This is a genomic window from Kribbella sp. NPDC050459 (genome assembly GCF_040655315.1).
Taxonomy (GTDB): Bacteria; Actinomycetota; Actinomycetes; order Propionibacteriales; family Kribbellaceae; genus Kribbella.
Genome location: NZ_JBFAJQ010000003.1, coordinates 276,309 through 293,902 on the forward strand (window position 1 = coordinate 276,309; position 17,594 = coordinate 293,902).

Below are 17,594 nucleotides of genomic sequence, written 5' to 3' on the forward strand. Positions count from 1 at the left end.
CGTGAAGAGAGTGCTCGCGCTCGGCGCGATCGTCGTACTCGCGGTGGCGGGCTGTACCGACAAGAAGGATTCGGGCGGCGGGGGCCAGTCCGGTGGTGACGCGGTCGCGCTGCTGACGGACGCCAAGAAGACCATCGACGAGGCCTCCAGCGTGCACATCGTGCTGACCGGGCGCGACCTGCCGGACAACGCGCAGACGCTCGCCAGCGGTGACGGCGTCGCGACGCACGCACCGGCGTTCAAGGGCAAGCTGACGGTCCGCTCGTCCGGTTCGCCGATCGACTCCGAGGTGGTGGCGGTCGGGGGCAAGGTCTACGCGAAGGTGTCGTTCGCGCCGGCGTTCATCGAGCTCACGCCGTCGCAGCTGGCCGGGCTCGGCGCACCGGACCCGGCGGTCCTGCTCGATCCCGCGAAGGGCCTGACTGCGGTCCTGCCGGGCCTGAAGGACCCGAAGGTGAAGGGCGAGACCCGCGAGGGCTCGAAGGTCCTCACCGAGGTCACCGGCTCGGTCCAGGGCAAGTCCCTGCAGGGCATCTTCCCGAAGGCGCCGGCCGACCAGGACTTCCCGAGCACCTTCAAGATCGACAAGGACACCAAGCAACTGGTCTCGGCCACCATCACCGGCCCGTTCTATTCCGGCGCGACCAGCAGCTACGACGTCACCCTGGACAAGTACGGCGAGAAGGTCGAGATCACCGCGCCGTGAGCACGGCGAGGACCCGTCTCACGCTGGCGTCGGTCGCCGTCGCGTTCGCGGCGGCGGACACGTACGTCGTCGTGCTCGCGCTGCCGGACATGATGGCCGGGGTCGGGTTGTCGGCGGACGAGCTGCAGCGGGCGGCGCCGATCATCTCGGGGTTCCTGCTCGGGTACATCGCCGTCCTGCCGCTGATCGGCCGGATCGCGGACGTCGCCGGGCGGACGCCGGTGCTCGTCGGGTCGCTGTTGCTGTTCGCGGTCGGGTCCTTGATCACGGCCGGCGCCTACGATCTGTCCCTGGTGGTAACCGGTCGGTTTCTCCAGGGCGTCGGCGGTGGCGGCCTGGTTCCGGCCACGTTGGCGCTGGTCGCCGACCTCTGGCCGGCGGAGCGGCGCGGCTTGCCGCTCGGCGTGGTCGGGGCGGTGCAGGAGCTGGGCTCGGTGCTGGGTCCGCTGCTGGGTGCCGTCGTCCTCGCGGTGGCCGACTGGCGCTACATCTTCTGGCTGAACCTGGTGGTCGCCGTCGTCCTCGCGCTCCTGCTCCGCGGCCGCTGGCGCCCACGGGTCTCGGAGGCGGTCGGCCTGCTCGCCTGCATCGCTCTCGGCCTCACGCTCACGGCACCTGATCGACTCGCCTCCGGCGTCACGCTCGGGCTGCCCTTCGTACCGTTCACCGGCACGTCCCGCCTGCTCACGCCGATCGGAGTCGCCACGCTGGTGCTGGCGCTGATCTGGCTCGGCCTCGTGCTGCGGCGCGCCCGCGGTCACCTGGCGGAGGTGCTCTCGCAGGTCGATCTGGTCGGCGCGGTGCTGCTCGCGCTCGCACTGGCCGGTGTCGTGCTGGCCTTCGCGACGGCCGATCCGGAGCGGGAGCTGATGTCTCCCGCGGGGCCTTGGTTGCTCGTCGCGGCCGCGGTGTTCGCGGCCGGGTTCGCCTGGTGGCAACGGCGTACGGCGGCTGCGATCGTGCCGCGTGGGTTGTTGGGCGGTCGTCCCGCGTGGGGTGCGCTGGTGGTCAGCTTCCTGATCGGCTGCGCGTTGATCGCGGCGCTGGTCGACGTACCGGTGTTCGCTCGCACGACCCAGGGCGGCGGTCAGTTGGCGGCTGCGCTGGTGCTGTTGCGGTTCCTGATCGCGCTGCCGGTCGGCGCGGTCGTCGGCGGATGGCTGACGCGGCGGTACGGGCTCGGGCTGATCACGGGCGCCGGGCTCGGACTGTCCGGGGCCATGTTCGTGGTGATGGCGTTCTGGAGCCGTACGGCGCTCGATCACTGGCCGGCGACCGTCGTCCTGCTCGTCTGCGGCTTCGGGTTCGGGCTGGCGTTGTCGCCGGTGAACACCGCGATGCTCGGCGCGACGCCCGCCGACAGCCACGGACTGGTCAGCGCGCTCGTGGTGGTCGCCCGGATGGTCGGCATGCTCGTCGGCGTCTCGGCCCTCACCGCCATCGGCCTGCGCCGGTACTACGCGATTGCCGAGGGCATCAAATCGCCGAACGAACTGTGCCCGGACTCCCCCGGCAACTGCCGGCCGTTCGTGGACGCGCTGCGCGACGCCGCCGTTTCACAAGTTCACGCGATCTTCGCCGGCGCCGCGGTCTGCGCGTTCCTCGCCGCCGTCCTCGGGGTCCTGCTGCTCGGCCGGCGCGGTGCCGGGCCCGGCGCCCGGCGTGGTGCAGCGCACACATGATGATCATCATGAGGGACAGGCGTCTCAGGTCGCGTACCGTAAAGCCGTGATCCCTGCCCCTGCCGCCGACCTGTGCTCGACGTACTGTCGGGTGCTGCGGGAGCCGTTGCCCGGCACGGCGGTGGTGGCGACCGGATGGGTCGTCGTCGAGCAGCCCGGCCCGTGGGGCGCGAAGGCGCCGACGCAAAGTCACCTCGATCCCGTTTTCGGTGGATCCTTCGACGACAAGTGCAAGAAGGTCGACGTCCGCTTCGGTCTGATCCGCTCCCCCGGCCGGCACGCGGACTTGGTCGAGCGGTCGCACCAGGTGTTCGTGGCCTCGACGATCCCCGGCAGGACCTGGCTGCTCGGCGGACAGGTCGCGGACCCGTCCGAGCTGGCCGCCCTCGACCTCGGCGCGGTCGCACGCGGTGACCGTAAAGCGGTCGCCGCGTCACTGCCCGCGCTGGTGCCGGTCGACGAGCCGATCGTGCTGGTCTGTACCAACGGCAAACGCGACGAGTGCTGCGCGATTCTCGGCCGGCCGCTCGTGTCCGGGCTGGCCGAGCGGGCACCTGGGCGGGTGTGGGAAGCCAATCACCTCGGCGGGCACCGGTTCGCGCCGACCGCGACGTACCTCCCGGCCGGCACCATGCACGGGCATCTCACGGTCGAGACGGCGGTCGAGGTGCTCGCCGCGGCCGACCGTGGCGAGACGGTGCTGACCGGGTTGCGCGGCCGGTCCACGTGGACCAAGCGCGGTCAGGCCGCCGAGGTCGCAGTGCGTGAACTCACCGGGGAGCTCGCCCTGGACGCGTTCCGAGTCGTCGGTGAACACGCCGACACAGTCGCTGTCCAGCACGTCGACGGCCGATCGTGGACCGTGCCGGTCACGAGTGCACCAGCTGATCCACCCCGACCTGACTCCTGCGGAAAGGAAGCATTCGCCATGTCTGTCCTGCAAGCCGGTACCCCCGTGTCAGGATCCGTGCGATGAGCGGCGGTTTCGACGACGTGCTCGCCGCCAACGCCGAGTACGCCGCCGACTTCCACTACGGCGGGTTCGACGGGATCGCCCATGCGGGGATCGGCGTGGTCACCTGTATGGACTCGCGGATCCCGCCGCTGGAGATGCTCGGCCTGAAGCCCGGCGACGCGAAGGTCCTGCGGTCCGCCGGCGGCCGGGTCACCGAGGTCACGATGACCGGCCTGGTGCTCGGCGTCCAGCTGCTCGGCGTCCGCCGGATCATGATCATCCCGCACACCCGCTGCGCGATGGCCGCGATGTCCGAGGACGACCTGCGCGCCAAGGTCGAGCTCGCCGCCGGCAAACCGGCCGGCTACCTGCCGATCTCGGTCATCCCCGACCAGCACGAGGCCCTCCGCCGCGACGTCGCCGCGGTCCGCGAACACCCGCTGATCGGCGACGAGATCCTGGTCGGCGGCTTCATGTACGACGTCGACACCGGCCGCATCGCCCAGATCGACTGATCAACTCAGCACGACTTTGCCGGTGTCGAGCTCGTAGTACGCGCCGGCGAGCTCGAGCTTGCCCGCCTTCTCGAGCGGGGCGATGACAGGTGACTGACGGAGCTTGGCCAGGGTCAGGTCGACGTTGGTCCGGATCGCGTTCGTCAGTCGGTCGCCCGGTGTGCCAGTGGCGCCCTGCACCGCCGGTGTGAGGGCCTCGACGACGTAGTCGATCTCGCCGTGGTCGGCCGTGCGGTGGGCTGAGTCGACGGCGTTCATCGCGGCGGTGAGGGCGCCGCACCGTTGGTGGCCGAGGACCATCAGGAGCGGCGTGTGCAGCTCGGCGACGCCGAACTCGACGCTGCCGATGACCGAGTGGTCCAGGGCCTGACCGGCGCTCCGTACGACGACCAGATCGCCGAGGCCCTGGTCGAAGACGAGCTCGATCGGCACCCGGGAGTCGACGCAGCCCAGGATCGTCGCGAACGGGTGCTGTCCCTTGCTCACCGCGATCCGGCGGGCGATGCCCTCGTCCAGATCCTGTTCCTGAGCGGCGACGAAGCGCGCGTTACCTGCCAGCAATCGCTCCAGCACTGCGTTGCCATCAGCAACCACCGGCGGACTTGCAGGACTTGGCGCTCCGCCGGGCGCAGAACCCGAGGCACCGCAGCCGGCCCCCAGTGCGGCCGGAATCGTCGTGGCGAGCACAGCAGCGAGAACTCGCCGCCGTGACCAGGCAGGTGTCGGGAAGCGAAAGGGGGAAGGCATCATCGGGGTGCTCCTCACGCACAGACGGCGGGGCGGGTCCGTCTCCTCGACCGTAACAGATTGCATACAGTCTGCAGTACCCACGACCGGTGAGGATCTCTCGGATCGCGGGCGAAAATCTGATAGACAGCCCTTATGAGACTCCGCCCCAGCTCATTCCACCGTTCCCTGGTCGCCGGCGCCTTGGCGTTGACCGCAGTCCTGTCCGGCGCACCGGTCGCCCACGCGGCGTTCCCCGACGCCGCGCCCGCGTATCGCGGCGGCCCGGTGACCGGATGCCTTGATCAGTCGATCGTCGGCACCGTCGAGGAGCAGCGGCTCAGCAGGGGCGTCAACGGCGGCCCTTCAGTACCCGCCGAGATTCTCCGCCGCTCGGGCTTCGATCGCCAGGTCGACCTGTTCACCCAACTCCTGTGCCGGGTCCCCAACCACCAGGCCGCCACGGTTCTCGTGCGCACCCACGGCGAGGCCCTCTGGCGTGCGGCGACCCGCCGCGCACAGCAGGCACCACAGGGCTCCGACGCGCTACCGTCCACCGATGACCGCGGGCTGTACTGGGCGCGCATCTCGATGGCCCTCGCCCTCCGCCAGTGGCAACCCTCCTTCGGTCTCGGCACGGCGGAACGCGACAGCCTGATCCGCTCGTTCGAGTACGCCTCCCGCGGCATCACGAGCACCCGCTTCGCCCCGGGCGTCCGGAAGATCCTGCTCACCGGATTCGACCCGTTCACGCTCGACGCAGACATCCGGATCGGCAACCCGTCCGGCGCCAACGCGCTCACCCTCGACGGCCGCCGCTGGACCGTGAACGGCACAGAGTACGAGATCCAGACCGTGGTCTTCCCGGTTCGGTACACCGACTTCGACGAGAGCATGGTCGAGAACGCGCTCGCGCCGCACTACCGCCCAGGTCCGCAGCACGCGGATCTCGTGATGACCGCGAGCCAGGGCCGGGTGGGCATCTTCGACCTCGAGGTCTTCAACGGGCGCCGCCGGTCCGTCAGCTCGATCGGCGACAACAACAACCTCTGGGGCGGCGGCACGATCAGCGCTCCGGTCGTCTCCCCCAGCATGCCGGCGGGACCGGAGTGGATCACCTCCAGTCTTCCGCTCGCGCGGATGGCGCAGACCGACGTCACTCCGTTCCGGACGCGCGTCAACACGTCCGTGCTCGAGATCCCCGCCGGCCAGACCACGCCGGTGCGGCGGCCGGACGGCCCGACCACCGGGTCGATCGCGTCGGAAGGGGCCGGCGGCGGTTACCTCTCCAATGAAGTTGCCTACCGCAACACTCTGCAGCGCGACCTGCTCGACCCGTCGATGCCGGCCGGCCACCTGCACGTCCCGGTGCTGTCCTTCGATCTCGCCAACAAGACCGCGATCACCGACCCGACGTACGAGGCCAACCGGGACGCGATCGTCGCCGGTGCGCACGCGATCCTCCGCAGCGCCTTGTGATGCTCAGAATAGTGGTCATGTGATCACTATTCTGATCACAGCCTGAGCAGGTCGGACGTGTTGACGGGCAGGCCTGTCTCGAAGGAGCGGTTCGCAGCCAGGCCGGTCACCAGGGCAAGGGCTGCCTGACGTGCGTCCGCGATCTCGGCTCCTTCGGTCTCCTCACCGTCCAGCAGAGCCGCCAGCACTCGCGGGTCCGCGCCGCCGTGCCCCTCGTGATCGTGGTCGACGGTGTGGTCGATCGGCTCGGACCACAACGGCCGCAGCGTGATGCTGGTAAATGTCGACTCTTCTACATTCAGTTCGAGCCGGCCGCCGGATCCGTTGAACATCACGCGGTAGCCCTCGGCCGGCGAGTACGCGGTCAGGTGGTAGGTCATCGTCGCTCCGGTGTCGTACGAGACCAGCACCGCCATGTCGTCCTCGATGGACACGCCGGGGCCGAAGACGTTGCGGTCGCGGTAGTACCCGTCCTCCCCCTCGGCATCCAGATACAGGTCACGCATGGTCGCGTTGCCGGCCAGCTGCAGCGCGAACGGATCATCCGCAGCGGCGCTCGATCCGTGCGCTCGTAGGTAGTCCCGCGCGTAGCCGTGGTCGCGCCCCGGTCCGTAGAACGCCAGCTGTCCCTGCGCGTAAACCGTCCGCGGTTCCGCGCCGAGCCACCAGTTCACCAGATCGAAGTGGTGACTGGCCTTGTGGACCATCAGCCCGCCCGAGTTCGCCTTGTCGCGATGCCAGCGCCGGAAGTAGTCGGCACCGTGCGACACGTCGAGCATCCACTCGAAGTGCACAGAGTGCACCGACCCGATCGCACCGTCGGCCAACAGCTGACGTACCCGCCGATGCACCGGGTTGAACCGGTAGTTGTACGCGATCGACAACGAGCCGCCCGTCCCCCGGACCGTGTCCAGGATGCTCTGCGCCTTCACCGCGTCGGTCGTCATCGGCTTCTCGCAGATCACCCGTACGCCGGCGCGCAACGCGGCCTCGATGTACCGGTCGTGCGTCGCGTCGACGCTCGTCACCACGACGAGTTCGACGCGCTCGACCCGCAACATCTCCTCGTACCGCGCCGGCGGCCACTGATGCGCCGTACGGCGGCCGGCGGCGAGCAGCATGCGGTTGTGGAACGCCATCCGCACCGAGTTCGGGTCGCACAACGCGACGACGTCGTACTCGTCGCGCTTGGCGAGCCCTTCGGTGAAGAGCTGGGCCCGATGGCCCGTGCCGACGATCGCTGCCCGTACAGGCATCCGGACCTCCTATTGCTTGACCGCACCGGCCAGGCCGTTGACGAAGAAGCGCTGCAGCAGCACGAAGAGCAGGATGATCGGCGCGAGCGTGATCACGGTCCCCGCGCAGAGCAGGGTCCACTCGGTCGAGTTCTCGCCGATGAACGCGTACATGCCGATGGCCAGCGTGCGCAGCTCGGGCCGGCCGAGTGTGAACACCAGCGGGATGAAGAAGCTGTTCCAGGCGGTGATCGCGGTGAACAGCCCGACCGTGGCGAGCATCGGCCCGGACAGCGGCAGCATGATCCGCGCGAACGTCTGGTGGAAGTTCGCGCCGTCGACCTGGGCGGCGTCCTCGAGCTCCCGGTCGACGGCCATGAAGTACCCCATGAACAGGAAGGTTCCGAAGACCACTCCCCCGGACGCCTGGACGATGATCACCGACCACAGGCTGTTCAGCAGCTGCAGCCGCTGCATCAGGTCGAACACCGGGATGATCGTGTAGCCGTGCGGCAGGAACAGCGTCGCGGACACCAGCCCGAGACAGAACCCGCGCCCCGGGAACCGGGTCCGGGCCAGGACGTAGCCCGCGCAGGAAGTGACTACCAAAGTGATCACCACCGTGCCCAAGGTGATCAGAATTGTGTTCATGAAGTACCGGCTGAACGAGGCCTCCTGCCACGCGTTCAGGTAGTTCGCCCACAGGAAGTGCGACGGCATCGGGTTGAGCCCGTCGGTGAAGAAGTCGTCGTCGCTCTTCAGCGAGCTGCCCAGCGCCCAGAACAGCGGATACAGCCAAGCCAGTCCGCTGACCAGCAGCGCGACGTGCGTCATCGCGGTCACTGCCCGGCGCCGTGTCATGCGATGCCTCCCGTCCCCCGCCGGCGGGCGAGCGTCCGCAGGACGACGACCTGCACCACGGAGAAGCCGATCAGCAGGACCCCGTAGACGAACGACGCCGCGGACGCGAGCCCGATGTCCGGCTGCACGGCGTTCGCGTTACTGCCGCCGAACGCCAGGTGGTAGATGTAGGTGTTCACGACCTCGGTCGCGAAGAACGGCCCGCCGCTGGTCAGCACCTGGACCAGGTCGAAGATCTGGAACGTGCCGATCACCGCGAGGATCACGATCACCACGCCGACCGCGCGCAGCATCGGGATCGTGATGTACCGGAATGTCGCGAGCCGGCCCGCCCCGTCCAGCCGCGCGGCCTCGTACAGCTCCTCCGGGATCGTCTGCAGGCCCGCGAGGAAGTACACGAGGTTGTAGCCGAATGTGTGCCAGATCCCGACCAGGATGATGATCCCGAGCGCGAAGTGCGGATCCCCGAGCCAGTCGATGTGCTGGTCGGTCACGTGCAGCGCCAGCAGGAGCGAGTTGATCGAGTCGCCGAAGTTCGACACGAGCAGCTGGATGACGACACCGATCACGGCGGCGGACGTGACGACCGGCAGGAAGAACAACGTCCGGTAGAACGACGCGAACCGCAGCCGCTTGTTGTTCAGCACGAGCGCCAGAGCCAGCGCCAGCACGAGCTGGACCGGTACGACGAACGCCGCGTACACGAAGGTGTGCCCGAGGGATCGCCAGAAGATGCTGTCGTGGACGATCTGCCGGAAGTTCCCGAACCCGACGAAGTCCGACGGATCGCCGATCCCGTCCCACCGGTAGAACGTGTAGCCGAGCGAGGCGACGATCGGGTACACCACGAAGACCAGCAGCAGCACCATCATCGGCGCGAGGTACACGTACGACCACAGGTACGTCCGGCGCCGCGCGCGACGTCGCCCGGCCGAGCGCGGCGGCTCGGCGCGGGAGACGTCCTCGCGGACCGTGGCGGTCATCACCATCAGGCGCCCGGCTTGGTCGTGTACGGCTTGGTCAGGTCCCAGTCCGCGAACGCGAAGTCCTTCGCGCTGACGCCCAGAGCCTTCTTGATCGCGTCACCCAGCGCCTGGTTCAGCTTGCCGGTCAGCTCGTTCAGCGCGGCCTGCGGATCCTTCAGCTGTCCGGTGTAGACGCCGGCGAGGACGTCGTTGATGTCCGGCTTCACACCCGGCAGCTGGACGGCGCTCACCTTCGGGTTGCGGATCGTCGGCTGCGGCCCGACCACCGCGGCGCCCGACATCGCGACGTACTGCGCGAACGGTGCGAACGTCACGCTCTTCGGGTCGTTGTTCTTCGCGTACACCGAGAGCCCCTGGCCCTGCTCGACCCACCGCTTCCCCGCTTCGGCGCTGTACAGCCAGTCGAACCATGCCCAGGCCTCGTCGGCGTGCTGGGTCTTCGAGTTCACCGCGACAAACTTGCCGCCGGGCGGACCGTAGAACAACGCCTTCGGGTCGCCGGCCGACGGCGTCGGCAGTGTGACCAGGCTGTAGTCGGTGAACTTGTGCTTGGTCCACTCCGGCTGGTTCCAGACGCCGCCGACCGTCATCCCGAACCGGCCGCGCTCGAAGAAGGCCCGGGCCTGCTCGTCGGAGATGCTCATCGAGTTCGGGTAGAACCAGTTCTTGTTCTTCCACTCGAGCAGCAGGTTGATGACGTCGAGGTAGTTCCGGTCACTGCCGAACGTCCACTGACCGACGCGGTAGTCCATCCCGTCGATCCCGCCGACCGCCGCGCCACCGGGTGATCCGGCGCCGCGGACGAACAGATCGAGCCACCAGGCCAGGGTCGTGTTCGTCGAGTTGCCGAAGCCGAACGGAGCTACCTTGCCGCCGCTCTTCGACGCGATCGCCTCGGCGGCTCTGGTGACCTCGTCCCACGTCTTCGGCACCTTCACGCTGCCGTCGGCGTTCGTCAGGCCGGCGTCCTTGAACACGCCGTGGTGGATGTAGAGCTGCAGCGACGGAGCGGGCGCGGCGAACGGTGCCGTGTAGACCTTGCCGCTGAAGACGTCGACACCTTCGACGAAGCTGTTCTCCGGGAATCGGCTCTGCCACGCGTCCGTGGCCCACTTGTCCAGTGGCAGCAGCCAGTCCTGCGAGATCTGCTGGCTGAGCTGCGGGCTCTTCGGCACCATCAGAATGTCGGGCGCGTTGTTGCTCCGGTAGGCCAGCGACACCAGGTCGGCGTACTTGTCGCTGACCTGCGTGGTCTTCTTGACCGCGATTCCGGGATGGGCCTCCTGGAACAGCTTGATCTCGTTGTCGACCCAGCCGGCCTGGCTGGCGTACCAGTCCCAGTAGGTGATGGTCGTCGCGGCCTTGGATCCTTTGGCCCCGCTGCTGTCCGACGAGCAGCCGGCCAGTGCACCGGCGCCGGCCATACCGGCTGCTCCCAGGAGCAGGGTCCGTCGTGAGATACGTGATGGCATGACTTGTTACCTCCGATGAAGGCCGGCGGCTGCCGCACCGCACGCCGGTGACGTGGACGAAGCGGTCTGCGTCAGCGCGCCGAGCCGCCAGGTGAGTGGGCTGCCGTCCCAGGTGACCGCCACGCGCCGCGGCCGCTGGAAGGGCAGGAAGGAAACGCTCTGACCGCGGTCCGAAGGCCCCGGGCTGAAGGCGTTGTCGGCGCCTATCGGCACCGGGAGGTAGTAGTTGTTCGCGTTCGAGTAGCCCCAGTACGCCGTGTAGCTGTTGTCGCCCTGGTTCCGGACGACACACGCCGCGGTCGGCTGGACCGGGTTGAAGGCGGTCTGCTCGACGCCGGCCGGCTGGAGCGCCGCGTCGTCGACGGACACCTGACCCGAGCCCGATCCCGACACGACCCACTCGGCTTTGCTGAGCGTTCCGCTCCAGCTGACCGGGACGTTGTTGGCGGCAAGCTTCGTCCAGCCGCTCAGCGTTCCGGACGCGAGCGGCACGGTCGTGACGGTCGCATCGGACATCGTGAGCTTCAGATCGATGCGCGCCGTCCCCGAGCCCGAGATCCAGGCCGACGTCTTGTACGACGCTCCGTTGGTCACCGAGACCGTCTGCGTCGGTGTGGCGCCGAGGATCGAGCCGGATCCACCGTGCACCACGCCGGTCTGTGCAGTGCAGGCGCAGGTCCAGCCATCGGTGCCCTGCTCGGCGTCGCCGTTGGTCAGCAGATCGCGGCCCGCGACCGTCTTCGCCATCGGCGCGAACGACACGTCGTCGACCAGCAGATCACCGGTTCCGGACGTCGTGCTGATCCACCACTCGGCCTTCGTCAGCGTGCCGGTCCAGGCGACCTTCGCGTTGGATGCCGAGATCCGCGCCCAGCCGCTGCTCGTCACCGGCGCCGAACCGAGCCGGATCGTCGTCGATCCGGTCGAGGTCGTCAGCTTCAGGCTCACCATCGCGGTGTCCGACCCGCTCGCCAGCCGTACCCAGGCGGACGAGTCGTACAAGCCTCCGTTCACCACCGCCACGCCCTGCGCCGGACCGGCCCAGGCCGCCGCACGTCCGGTGACCGACAGGTCGCCGCTGCCCGAATGCGGGGTCGTCGACGCGTTCTTCAGCGTGCAGGTGCCGAGGCAGTACCAGCCGGTCGTGTTCGTCTGGTTCTCGAGCGTCCCGTTCGCGAGCGCCGACGGCGTCGGCAGGTACGGCGTGGTCGCCGGCGGCGCCTGTGCGACGGGTGGGGTGCCGTTCGTCGGAGTGATCGCGAGATCGTCGAGAGCGCACTCGGTGGAGACCGGGTTCGGGTTCGACCACGCGAACGCCTGTATCCACTTGGTCCCGGTCGGCGGGGTGAAGGCGGCCAGCTTCTGTGTGTACGAGCGCTCGTCGGCGTACGTCAGCTCGTACTGGAAGGTCGGCGTACCGGCCGTCGCGCCGCCGCGCACCCCGGCGTAGCACTGGGTGCCGCCGCCGTTGAGCCTCCCCCAGCCGGACAGCAGGTAGCTCGTGCCTGGCGTGACGCCGGTGAGGTTCTGCGTGACGCCTGAACCGGGGCTCAGCGACAGCGCGGTGTGGCCGCTGTGCGCGTTCGCTGCGGTCGCCGGGCCGGTGCCGAGCGGGGTCCAGCCGCGGGTCCCGCTCTCGAAGTCGCCGTCGCCGATCGGGTTCGGTGTCTCTGTGCGCACGGTCGTGGTGATGCCGTCAGCGATCACCTTGACGGAGGCGCCGGCCGTGGTCGGCATGGCGACCTTCACCTGCTTCGAGATGCCGTTCACGGTGACCGTCACCAGGTAGTCACCGAGGAACCCGCGCGTCCCGAACGTCCCCGCCGCGCCGGTCTGACCGCTCACGCTCGTGTGCCACTGGCGGGTGATCAGGTCCTCCCAGACGAGCGCGTTCGGCTTGGGTGACCAGTCGTCGTTGTAGAGCGCGACGCGCGGGTTGTAGATGTTCTTCGTCCAGAGACCGAAGTTGCTGATCTGGTTCACGTTCGGGTTCGAGAACATCGCGGTGATGAAGTCGCGCGTGTAGTCCGCCTGCAGCTGCAGGTCGTCGGTGTCCACGTCGAACTCGGTGATCGCGACCTGCACGCCGAGCCCGGCGAACTGATCCACGATCGCGAGCAGGTCGTCGGGTGAGGTCAGTTGCACCCCGTTGAAGTGGCTCTCGAAGCCGACCAGGTCGATCGGAGCACCGGAGTCCTTGAGCGACTGCACGATGTCGTGGACATGGTCGCGGTGCCGCGTCTCCCAGCCGTTGTTCTCCACCAGACCGTAGTCGTTGAGCGCGAGCTTCGCGTTCGGGTCGGCCTGCCTCGCCAGCCGGAACCAGGACGCGATCTCGTCCGGCCCGAGGATGTCCTGCAGGCTGTGCTCGGAGTACGGCTCGTTCACCACGTCCCACTCGTCGACGATCCCGGCGAGCGCGCCGGCTACGTCCAGAACGTGGTTGTTGACGCGCGTCCGCAGCGCGGTCGGGTCGTTCTGCAGCGTGCTCAGATCCGCAGGCAGATAGCCCCACGACGGCCAGACCAGGTTGTGACCGCGGATCCGCAGCCCGTGCTCGCGCATCCACTGCAGTGCGGGCAGCGTGATCGTGTCCCGCTCGGTCTGGTTCTCCCAGTGGTTCCACTTCAGATTGTTGCCCAGAGCCCCTTGGTCGAAGATCGTGGACGCCTTGGTCTGGTACTGCGCGAGGTCGGCCGCGCTGATCCCGCTGGACGGATCGCCGATCAGCCGCGAGCCGTCCGACGCGGCGCCGAACTTGAACGCGCTGGTCTGCTGGACGGCGGACACCGTCGCGCCGCTGACCGGGTTGCCGGCCGGGTCGACGACGGAGACGGCGAGATTCCCCTTGCGGTACTGGTCGATACGCGCGTCGGCCGCCGTCCGCCAGGCCGCGTTCGCGTCGCGCCCGTCGTACGTCGCCTGCGGGTAGCCGGCCGGCGTACCCGGTCCCCAGTTCTGCACCGAGACACCGGCGATCTGGAACGTCTGCGCGCCGTACCCGAGCCAGAGGTTCAGGTGCGCCGCCGTTGTCGCACCGGCCGTGTACGTCGTGGTGGCGCGGAACGGGAACTGGAACTTCTGCCACTCCGTGCCGTAGCGCAGCGCGGCGTTGAGCGACTTCTTGTACGGCGACCCGTCGGTCTCGAACACGACGTGTGCGTTGCCGGCCGCCGGCGAGATCGCCCGCGCCCACAACGTCGCGACGAGCGCGTCCCCTTCGGTTACAGTCGCGGCGGCCGGTACGCCGAGCGTGATCTCGTACTCGCCGTCGAGGCCGGGGCTCTGCGGGCCGTTCGGGACGGCGATCTGGAGTGCCTTGCTGAAGTTCGGGTTGCCGGTGATCGGGACCTGTTCGGTCGCGTCGGCGGGCAGGCTCTTAAACTCGGTGAAGTTGGCGACGGCGTCGGGCGGGAGGACTTCCACGGGGGCGGCGTGCGCGGCCGGCGGGACCGCGACCACTGCGGCGGTCGCGAGCAGCGTGACGGTCACCCCGGTGGCCAGTTTTCTGATCACTGGAGGGTTCCTTCCAGAGGGCGCACAGCAGCGCGGACCCGCCGGCGGTACGCCGGGGTCCGGACAGGGACTGCTGTGATCGGGCGGTCGGGCGGGACCTCGATCCGGGCGGATCAGGCCTTGGCGGGCGTCGTGGTCGGCTGCGTGCGTCCGCGCGCGGATCGGGTCACGGGCGCCGGCCCGCAACTCGCCCGGACGATCAGGCTGGTCGGCATCACGAGCCGGGGAAGCTCGTCGGCCGGTTCCTCCGCCGCTTCTCCGGCGGGTGGTTCGTCGGTGGGCCCGATCGCGTCGAGGAGCAGCTCCGCGGCGCGCTTGCCCATGTCGACGAACGGCTGCTGGATGGTGGTCAGCGGCGGCCGGATCTGGGCCGCCGACTCGATGTCGTCGAAACCGATCACTGAGACGTCCTCCGGCACCCGCAGCCCGGCCTCGGCCGCGGCGGTCATCACGGCGTACGCCGTGACGTCCGAATGCGCGAACACGGCGGTCGGCCGCTGGTCCGCAGGCAGCGCGAACAGCTCCCGCGAGCGGGCGCGGATCTGCTCGGGCAGGAAGTCACCGGGTTTGGTGAGCTCGGGATCGGGCTGGATACCGGCGGACCGGAGCGCGTCCAGGTAGCCGCGGTAGCGGTCCTGGCAGCACCGGTAGACCATCCGGCCCTGGACACAGGCGATGCGCTCGTGCCCCAGCTGGAGCAGGTGGTCCATCGCCGTCAGCGCCCCGTCGTAGTTGTCGGCGGTGACCGACGGCAGGGCGACATCGGCGTCGATGGTGTTCACGAGGACGACCGGCAGGCCGTCGGAGTGCAGCTGGACGAGTGGTTCCAGCGGCTGCTCGTGGCTGACCACGAGCAGGCCGGACACCATGCTCGACGTGAGGATCCGGTCGATCAGCGAACCGTAGTCGCGGTCGTTGGTCGCGGTGTACAAGATGATGTCGAACCCGCTGCGCTCGGTCACCGCGGCCACCCCGATGTTGATCGAGGCAACCATGTGCCAGGACAGGCCGGGCACGACCATGCCGATCAGCCGGGTGCTGCCCTTGGCCAGCGCGGTCGCCGCGAAGCTCGGGACGTAGCGGTTGCGCCGCATCACCGCGAGCACGTGCCGCCGCGTCGCCGGGTCCACCTTCGGGCTGTTGTTCAGCACCAGGGAGACCGTCGACTTGGAGACGCCGGCCAGTGCGGCGATGTCCCGAATCGTCAGCTTCGCCATCCGCGGGTCCTTCTGGTCGATCCGTTGGACTGGTCCAACGGGGTGTGCACCGGAACGTAACAGCGGGCCGGAACGCCGTCAACACCTCGTCCGAAAACGGTTTCCCACCAGGCCATTGCGCCGTACGACGCACTCGTGTCACGATCGGCGCACCGTGTTGGACCGGTCCTACGCAGGCCGGGATCACCTGCCGGGACCGGTCCGGCACGCCGCGCCCGCAACGGGCCATCCAGGAGGCCGCCCATGCCGCCGTACGCCCTCGACGACTTCAGCTTCGACCTGCGCCGCGCCGTCCCGCCCGCCGGGATCTGGGTCCGCAGCGGGACGGGGACCGTCACCCAACTGGCGAACACCGTGTGCGGCGTGGGCGGGTGGTTCGCTCCCCCGCAGGCGGCGCCCGACAGCCGGTTGACGATCGCGTTCGAGGTCGACGGTCGGCGCGTCGTCGACGAGGCCAGGCCGGGCGCCGGCGATCGTGGCCTGCTCCCGGCCGGCGGCACCTGGTACCCGGACCGGCTGGTCCGGCGCGGGACCTACCACCAGTACGCCGATGGGCGGCTGACCTCGCTCGCCGTCGAATCAACGCTCATCGCGGGCGCGGCGGGGTACGAGCTCGTGCTGACGGTCCGGAATCGTTCCGCCAACGTCCACCAGATCACGGTGCTTCCGGAGCTGGCGCCCACGCGCGTGCATCGTGTGCCGTTGTCGGCGTGGGGCTGGGTGCCACCCGGGCCGGGCGCCGACGCCGAGATCGATGTCCACCATGGCTCTCTCGCGGCGACGCTCGTGCCGCACGCCTCGGCGACCTTCACGTTCGCGGTTGGTTCCTCGCCACGGCCGAGCCGGTGGAGTGTTGTCGACGTACTCGATCGTCTTCCGGTGCTCGCCTCGGACATCCCGGGCCTCGCGCAGTACTACCTGCGCTCGGTGGCGAGCGGTCTCGTGTGCTGGTGGGACCATCCGGGGTTCGTGACGCGGCCGTTCGTCGCGACGTCCGGGCTCGACGGCGGGGCGGTCTGTGCGTACGCGTGGGACACCGGCGGGTATGCGCCCAACCTGCTCAGCCTGATGCTCGGCGACGACGTCGTCGACGTCATCGAGTCGTTCCTCGACGCCGACCTCACCGATCGGTACGCGATCGCTCCCGACGGCACCGGCCTCGGCGTCGCCTACGCGTACAGCGGTTCCTCCCTCGTCGCCCTCGCCCGCGCGGCGGCCGCCCGTCGCCCGCTCGATCCCGCACTGGTGTCACGGCTGTACGACGTACTCGTCGCGCTCGACAAGCGGTTCCAGCCGGACGACCGGACCGGCGTACTGCGGGACTACGGCGATCAGGGCAATCTGCTCGAGATGCGCAGCTCCGGTTGGGAGCACGTGGTGGCGAGCCCCAACGCCGAGCGTGCCTGGGCGCTCGAAACCATCGCCGAGCTGTCCGACCTCACCGGCGCCGCGCTCCCCGCCGACGAGCTGCGCACCTCCGCCCGCCAGATCCGCAACGAACTCGTCCGCCAACTCTGGGATCCAGCAGCCAAGTGGTTCCGCAGCCGCTACCCCGACGGCCACACCGAGCTCACCTACTCGATTCAGGCCTACGACGCGCTCAGCGCCTGCCCGCCCGAGGTGGCCGCCGATCTTCTCAGCCATCTCCGCCCGGGCGCGTTCCTCGGCGAGTACGGCGTGAGCAGCGTCAGCGCCGAGGACCAACTCCACTACGAGACGGCCGACATCGACTGGTCCGGCGCCGGCGCGTACACCGGCGAGGCGCCGCAGCTCGCTCTGACGCTGTGGGAGCGCGGCGACTCCGATCTGGCGTGGGACATCCTGCGGCGGCTGTTCTGGATGGGCGAGCACTACCCGTACTTCCCGCAGGACCACTACTGCGACCGCCCCGGCGCACCGGCGTCCGGGCGACGCGTCAACATCATCGCCGGCCTGACCGGAGCCGAGGCCATCCTGCACGGTCTGCTCGGCATCCGCCCGCAACCTGACGGATCACTCGTCGTCCGCCCACAGCCCGGTGCGCCCGGCGCCGTGCAGCTCACCAACTACAACTACCGGGGTCGCTCGATCGAGGTCGCGATCGAGCCCGGCCGTACGGCGATCACCGTCGACGGCAGCGAGGTGGCACCTGGCCAGGTCGTCCCACCGCGTGTCACTGAGTGACACGCGAGCCTGGTCAGCAGGCCCGCGTCTCCCGGACATTTGGGGGACGCCCGCCGTCCGACGGGCACGCCTGGCTCGAGG

The 17,594-nt window shown here is 69.2% G+C and carries 13 protein-coding genes; 6 read left to right on the plus strand and 7 right to left on the minus strand.

The window, feature by feature from the left end:
- Nucleotide 1 precedes the first annotated feature (1 nt).
- Genes AB0I12_RS12495 through AB0I12_RS12510 form a run of 4 tightly spaced genes read left to right on the plus strand, consistent with a single transcriptional unit; the run spans nucleotide 2 to nucleotide 3,858 of the window.
- Nucleotides 2-706 (plus strand): LppX_LprAFG lipoprotein, encoded by a 705-nt coding sequence (locus tag AB0I12_RS12495; protein ID WP_359928460.1) that lies wholly within the window; start codon nucleotides 2-4, stop codon nucleotides 704-706.
- Nucleotides 703-2,388, plus strand: coding sequence for an MFS transporter (locus AB0I12_RS12500; RefSeq protein WP_359928463.1), 1,686 nt, complete (start codon nucleotides 703-705; stop codon nucleotides 2,386-2,388). The genes AB0I12_RS12495 and AB0I12_RS12500 overlap by 4 nt, the downstream gene beginning before the upstream one ends.
- Nucleotides 2,389-2,434: 46 nt before the next feature.
- Nucleotides 2,435-3,364, plus strand: coding sequence for a sucrase ferredoxin (locus tag AB0I12_RS12505; RefSeq protein ID WP_359928466.1), 930 nt, complete (start codon nucleotides 2,435-2,437; stop codon nucleotides 3,362-3,364).
- Nucleotides 3,361-3,858, plus strand: coding sequence for a carbonic anhydrase (locus AB0I12_RS12510; RefSeq protein WP_359928468.1), 498 nt, complete (start codon nucleotides 3,361-3,363; stop codon nucleotides 3,856-3,858). Before AB0I12_RS12505 ends, AB0I12_RS12510 begins: the two co-directional genes overlap by 4 nt.
- On the opposite strand, the gene AB0I12_RS12515 is transcribed toward AB0I12_RS12510, so the two are convergent.
- Nucleotides 3,859-4,452 (minus strand): carbonic anhydrase, encoded by a 594-nt coding sequence (locus tag AB0I12_RS12515; protein ID WP_359928471.1) that lies wholly within the window; start codon nucleotides 4,450-4,452, stop codon nucleotides 3,859-3,861.
- A gap of 288 nt (nucleotides 4,453-4,740) precedes the next feature.
- On the opposite strand from AB0I12_RS12515, the gene AB0I12_RS12520 reads away from it, so the two are divergent.
- Nucleotides 4,741-6,063: a hypothetical protein gene (locus tag AB0I12_RS12520; protein WP_359928474.1), complete on the plus strand. Its 1,323-nt coding sequence runs from the start codon at nucleotides 4,741-4,743 to the stop codon at nucleotides 6,061-6,063.
- Nucleotides 6,064-6,098: 35 nt separating this feature from the next.
- Here AB0I12_RS12520 and AB0I12_RS12525 read toward each other — a convergent pair whose 3' ends face one another.
- The 6 genes from AB0I12_RS12525 to AB0I12_RS12550 form a co-directional block, all read right to left on the minus strand.
- Nucleotides 6,099-7,319, minus strand: coding sequence for a Gfo/Idh/MocA family oxidoreductase (locus AB0I12_RS12525; RefSeq protein ID WP_359928477.1), 1,221 nt, complete (start codon nucleotides 7,317-7,319; stop codon nucleotides 6,099-6,101).
- Nucleotides 7,320-7,328: 9 nt separating this feature from the next.
- On the minus strand, nucleotides 7,329-8,159 hold the full coding sequence (locus tag AB0I12_RS12530; protein ID WP_359928480.1) for a carbohydrate ABC transporter permease: 831 nt from the start codon (nucleotides 8,157-8,159) through the stop codon (nucleotides 7,329-7,331).
- Entirely contained in the window at nucleotides 8,156-9,142 is a 987-nt protein-coding gene (locus AB0I12_RS12535) for a sugar ABC transporter permease (protein WP_359928482.1), read from the minus strand. Before AB0I12_RS12535 ends, AB0I12_RS12530 begins: the two co-directional genes overlap by 4 nt.
- Before the next feature lie 5 nt (nucleotides 9,143-9,147).
- The gene (locus AB0I12_RS12540; protein ID WP_359928485.1) at nucleotides 9,148-10,617 is read right to left on the minus strand and encodes an extracellular solute-binding protein; all 1,470 of its coding nucleotides are present in this window, start codon (nucleotides 10,615-10,617) and stop codon (nucleotides 9,148-9,150) included.
- Between the two features lie 6 nt (nucleotides 10,618-10,623).
- A complete protein-coding gene (locus AB0I12_RS12545) occupies nucleotides 10,624-14,133 on the minus strand; it encodes an endo-1,4-beta-xylanase (RefSeq protein WP_359928488.1) in 3,510 nt (1,169 codons plus the stop codon).
- A 113-nt stretch (nucleotides 14,134-14,246) separates the two neighbouring features.
- Nucleotides 14,247-15,350, minus strand: a complete 1,104-nt coding sequence (locus AB0I12_RS12550) for a LacI family DNA-binding transcriptional regulator (protein WP_359928491.1) — start codon at nucleotides 15,348-15,350, stop codon at nucleotides 14,247-14,249.
- A 243-nt stretch (nucleotides 15,351-15,593) separates the two neighbouring features.
- On the opposite strand from AB0I12_RS12550, the gene AB0I12_RS12555 reads away from it, so the two are divergent.
- Nucleotides 15,594-17,513 (plus strand): hypothetical protein, encoded by a 1,920-nt coding sequence (locus tag AB0I12_RS12555; RefSeq protein ID WP_359928494.1) that lies wholly within the window; start codon nucleotides 15,594-15,596, stop codon nucleotides 17,511-17,513.
- The last annotated feature ends 81 nt before the right edge of the window (nucleotides 17,514-17,594 follow it).

Bases quoted from the DNA above. Each gene is read 5' to 3' on its own strand.
- AB0I12_RS12530 (WP_359928480.1), bottom strand. From the start codon at position 8,159: ATGACACGGCGCCGGGCAGTGACCGCGATGACGCACGTCGCGCTGCTG.
- AB0I12_RS12540 (WP_359928485.1), bottom strand. From the start codon at position 10,617: ATGCCATCACGTATCTCACGACGGACCCTGCTCCTGGGAGCAGCCGGT.
- AB0I12_RS12535 (WP_359928482.1), bottom strand. From the start codon at position 9,142: ATGACCGCCACGGTCCGCGAGGACGTCTCCCGCGCCGAGCCGCCGCGC.
- AB0I12_RS12550 (WP_359928491.1), bottom strand. From the start codon at position 15,350: ATGGCGAAGCTGACGATTCGGGACATCGCCGCACTGGCCGGCGTCTCC.
- AB0I12_RS12520 (WP_359928474.1), top strand. From the start codon at position 4,741: ATGAGACTCCGCCCCAGCTCATTCCACCGTTCCCTGGTCGCCGGCGCC.
- AB0I12_RS12555 (WP_359928494.1), top strand. From the start codon at position 15,594: ATGCCGCCGTACGCCCTCGACGACTTCAGCTTCGACCTGCGCCGCGCC.
- AB0I12_RS12510 (WP_359928468.1), top strand. From the start codon at position 3,361: ATGAGCGGCGGTTTCGACGACGTGCTCGCCGCCAACGCCGAGTACGCC.
- AB0I12_RS12525 (WP_359928477.1), bottom strand. From the start codon at position 7,319: ATGCCTGTACGGGCAGCGATCGTCGGCACGGGCCATCGGGCCCAGCTC.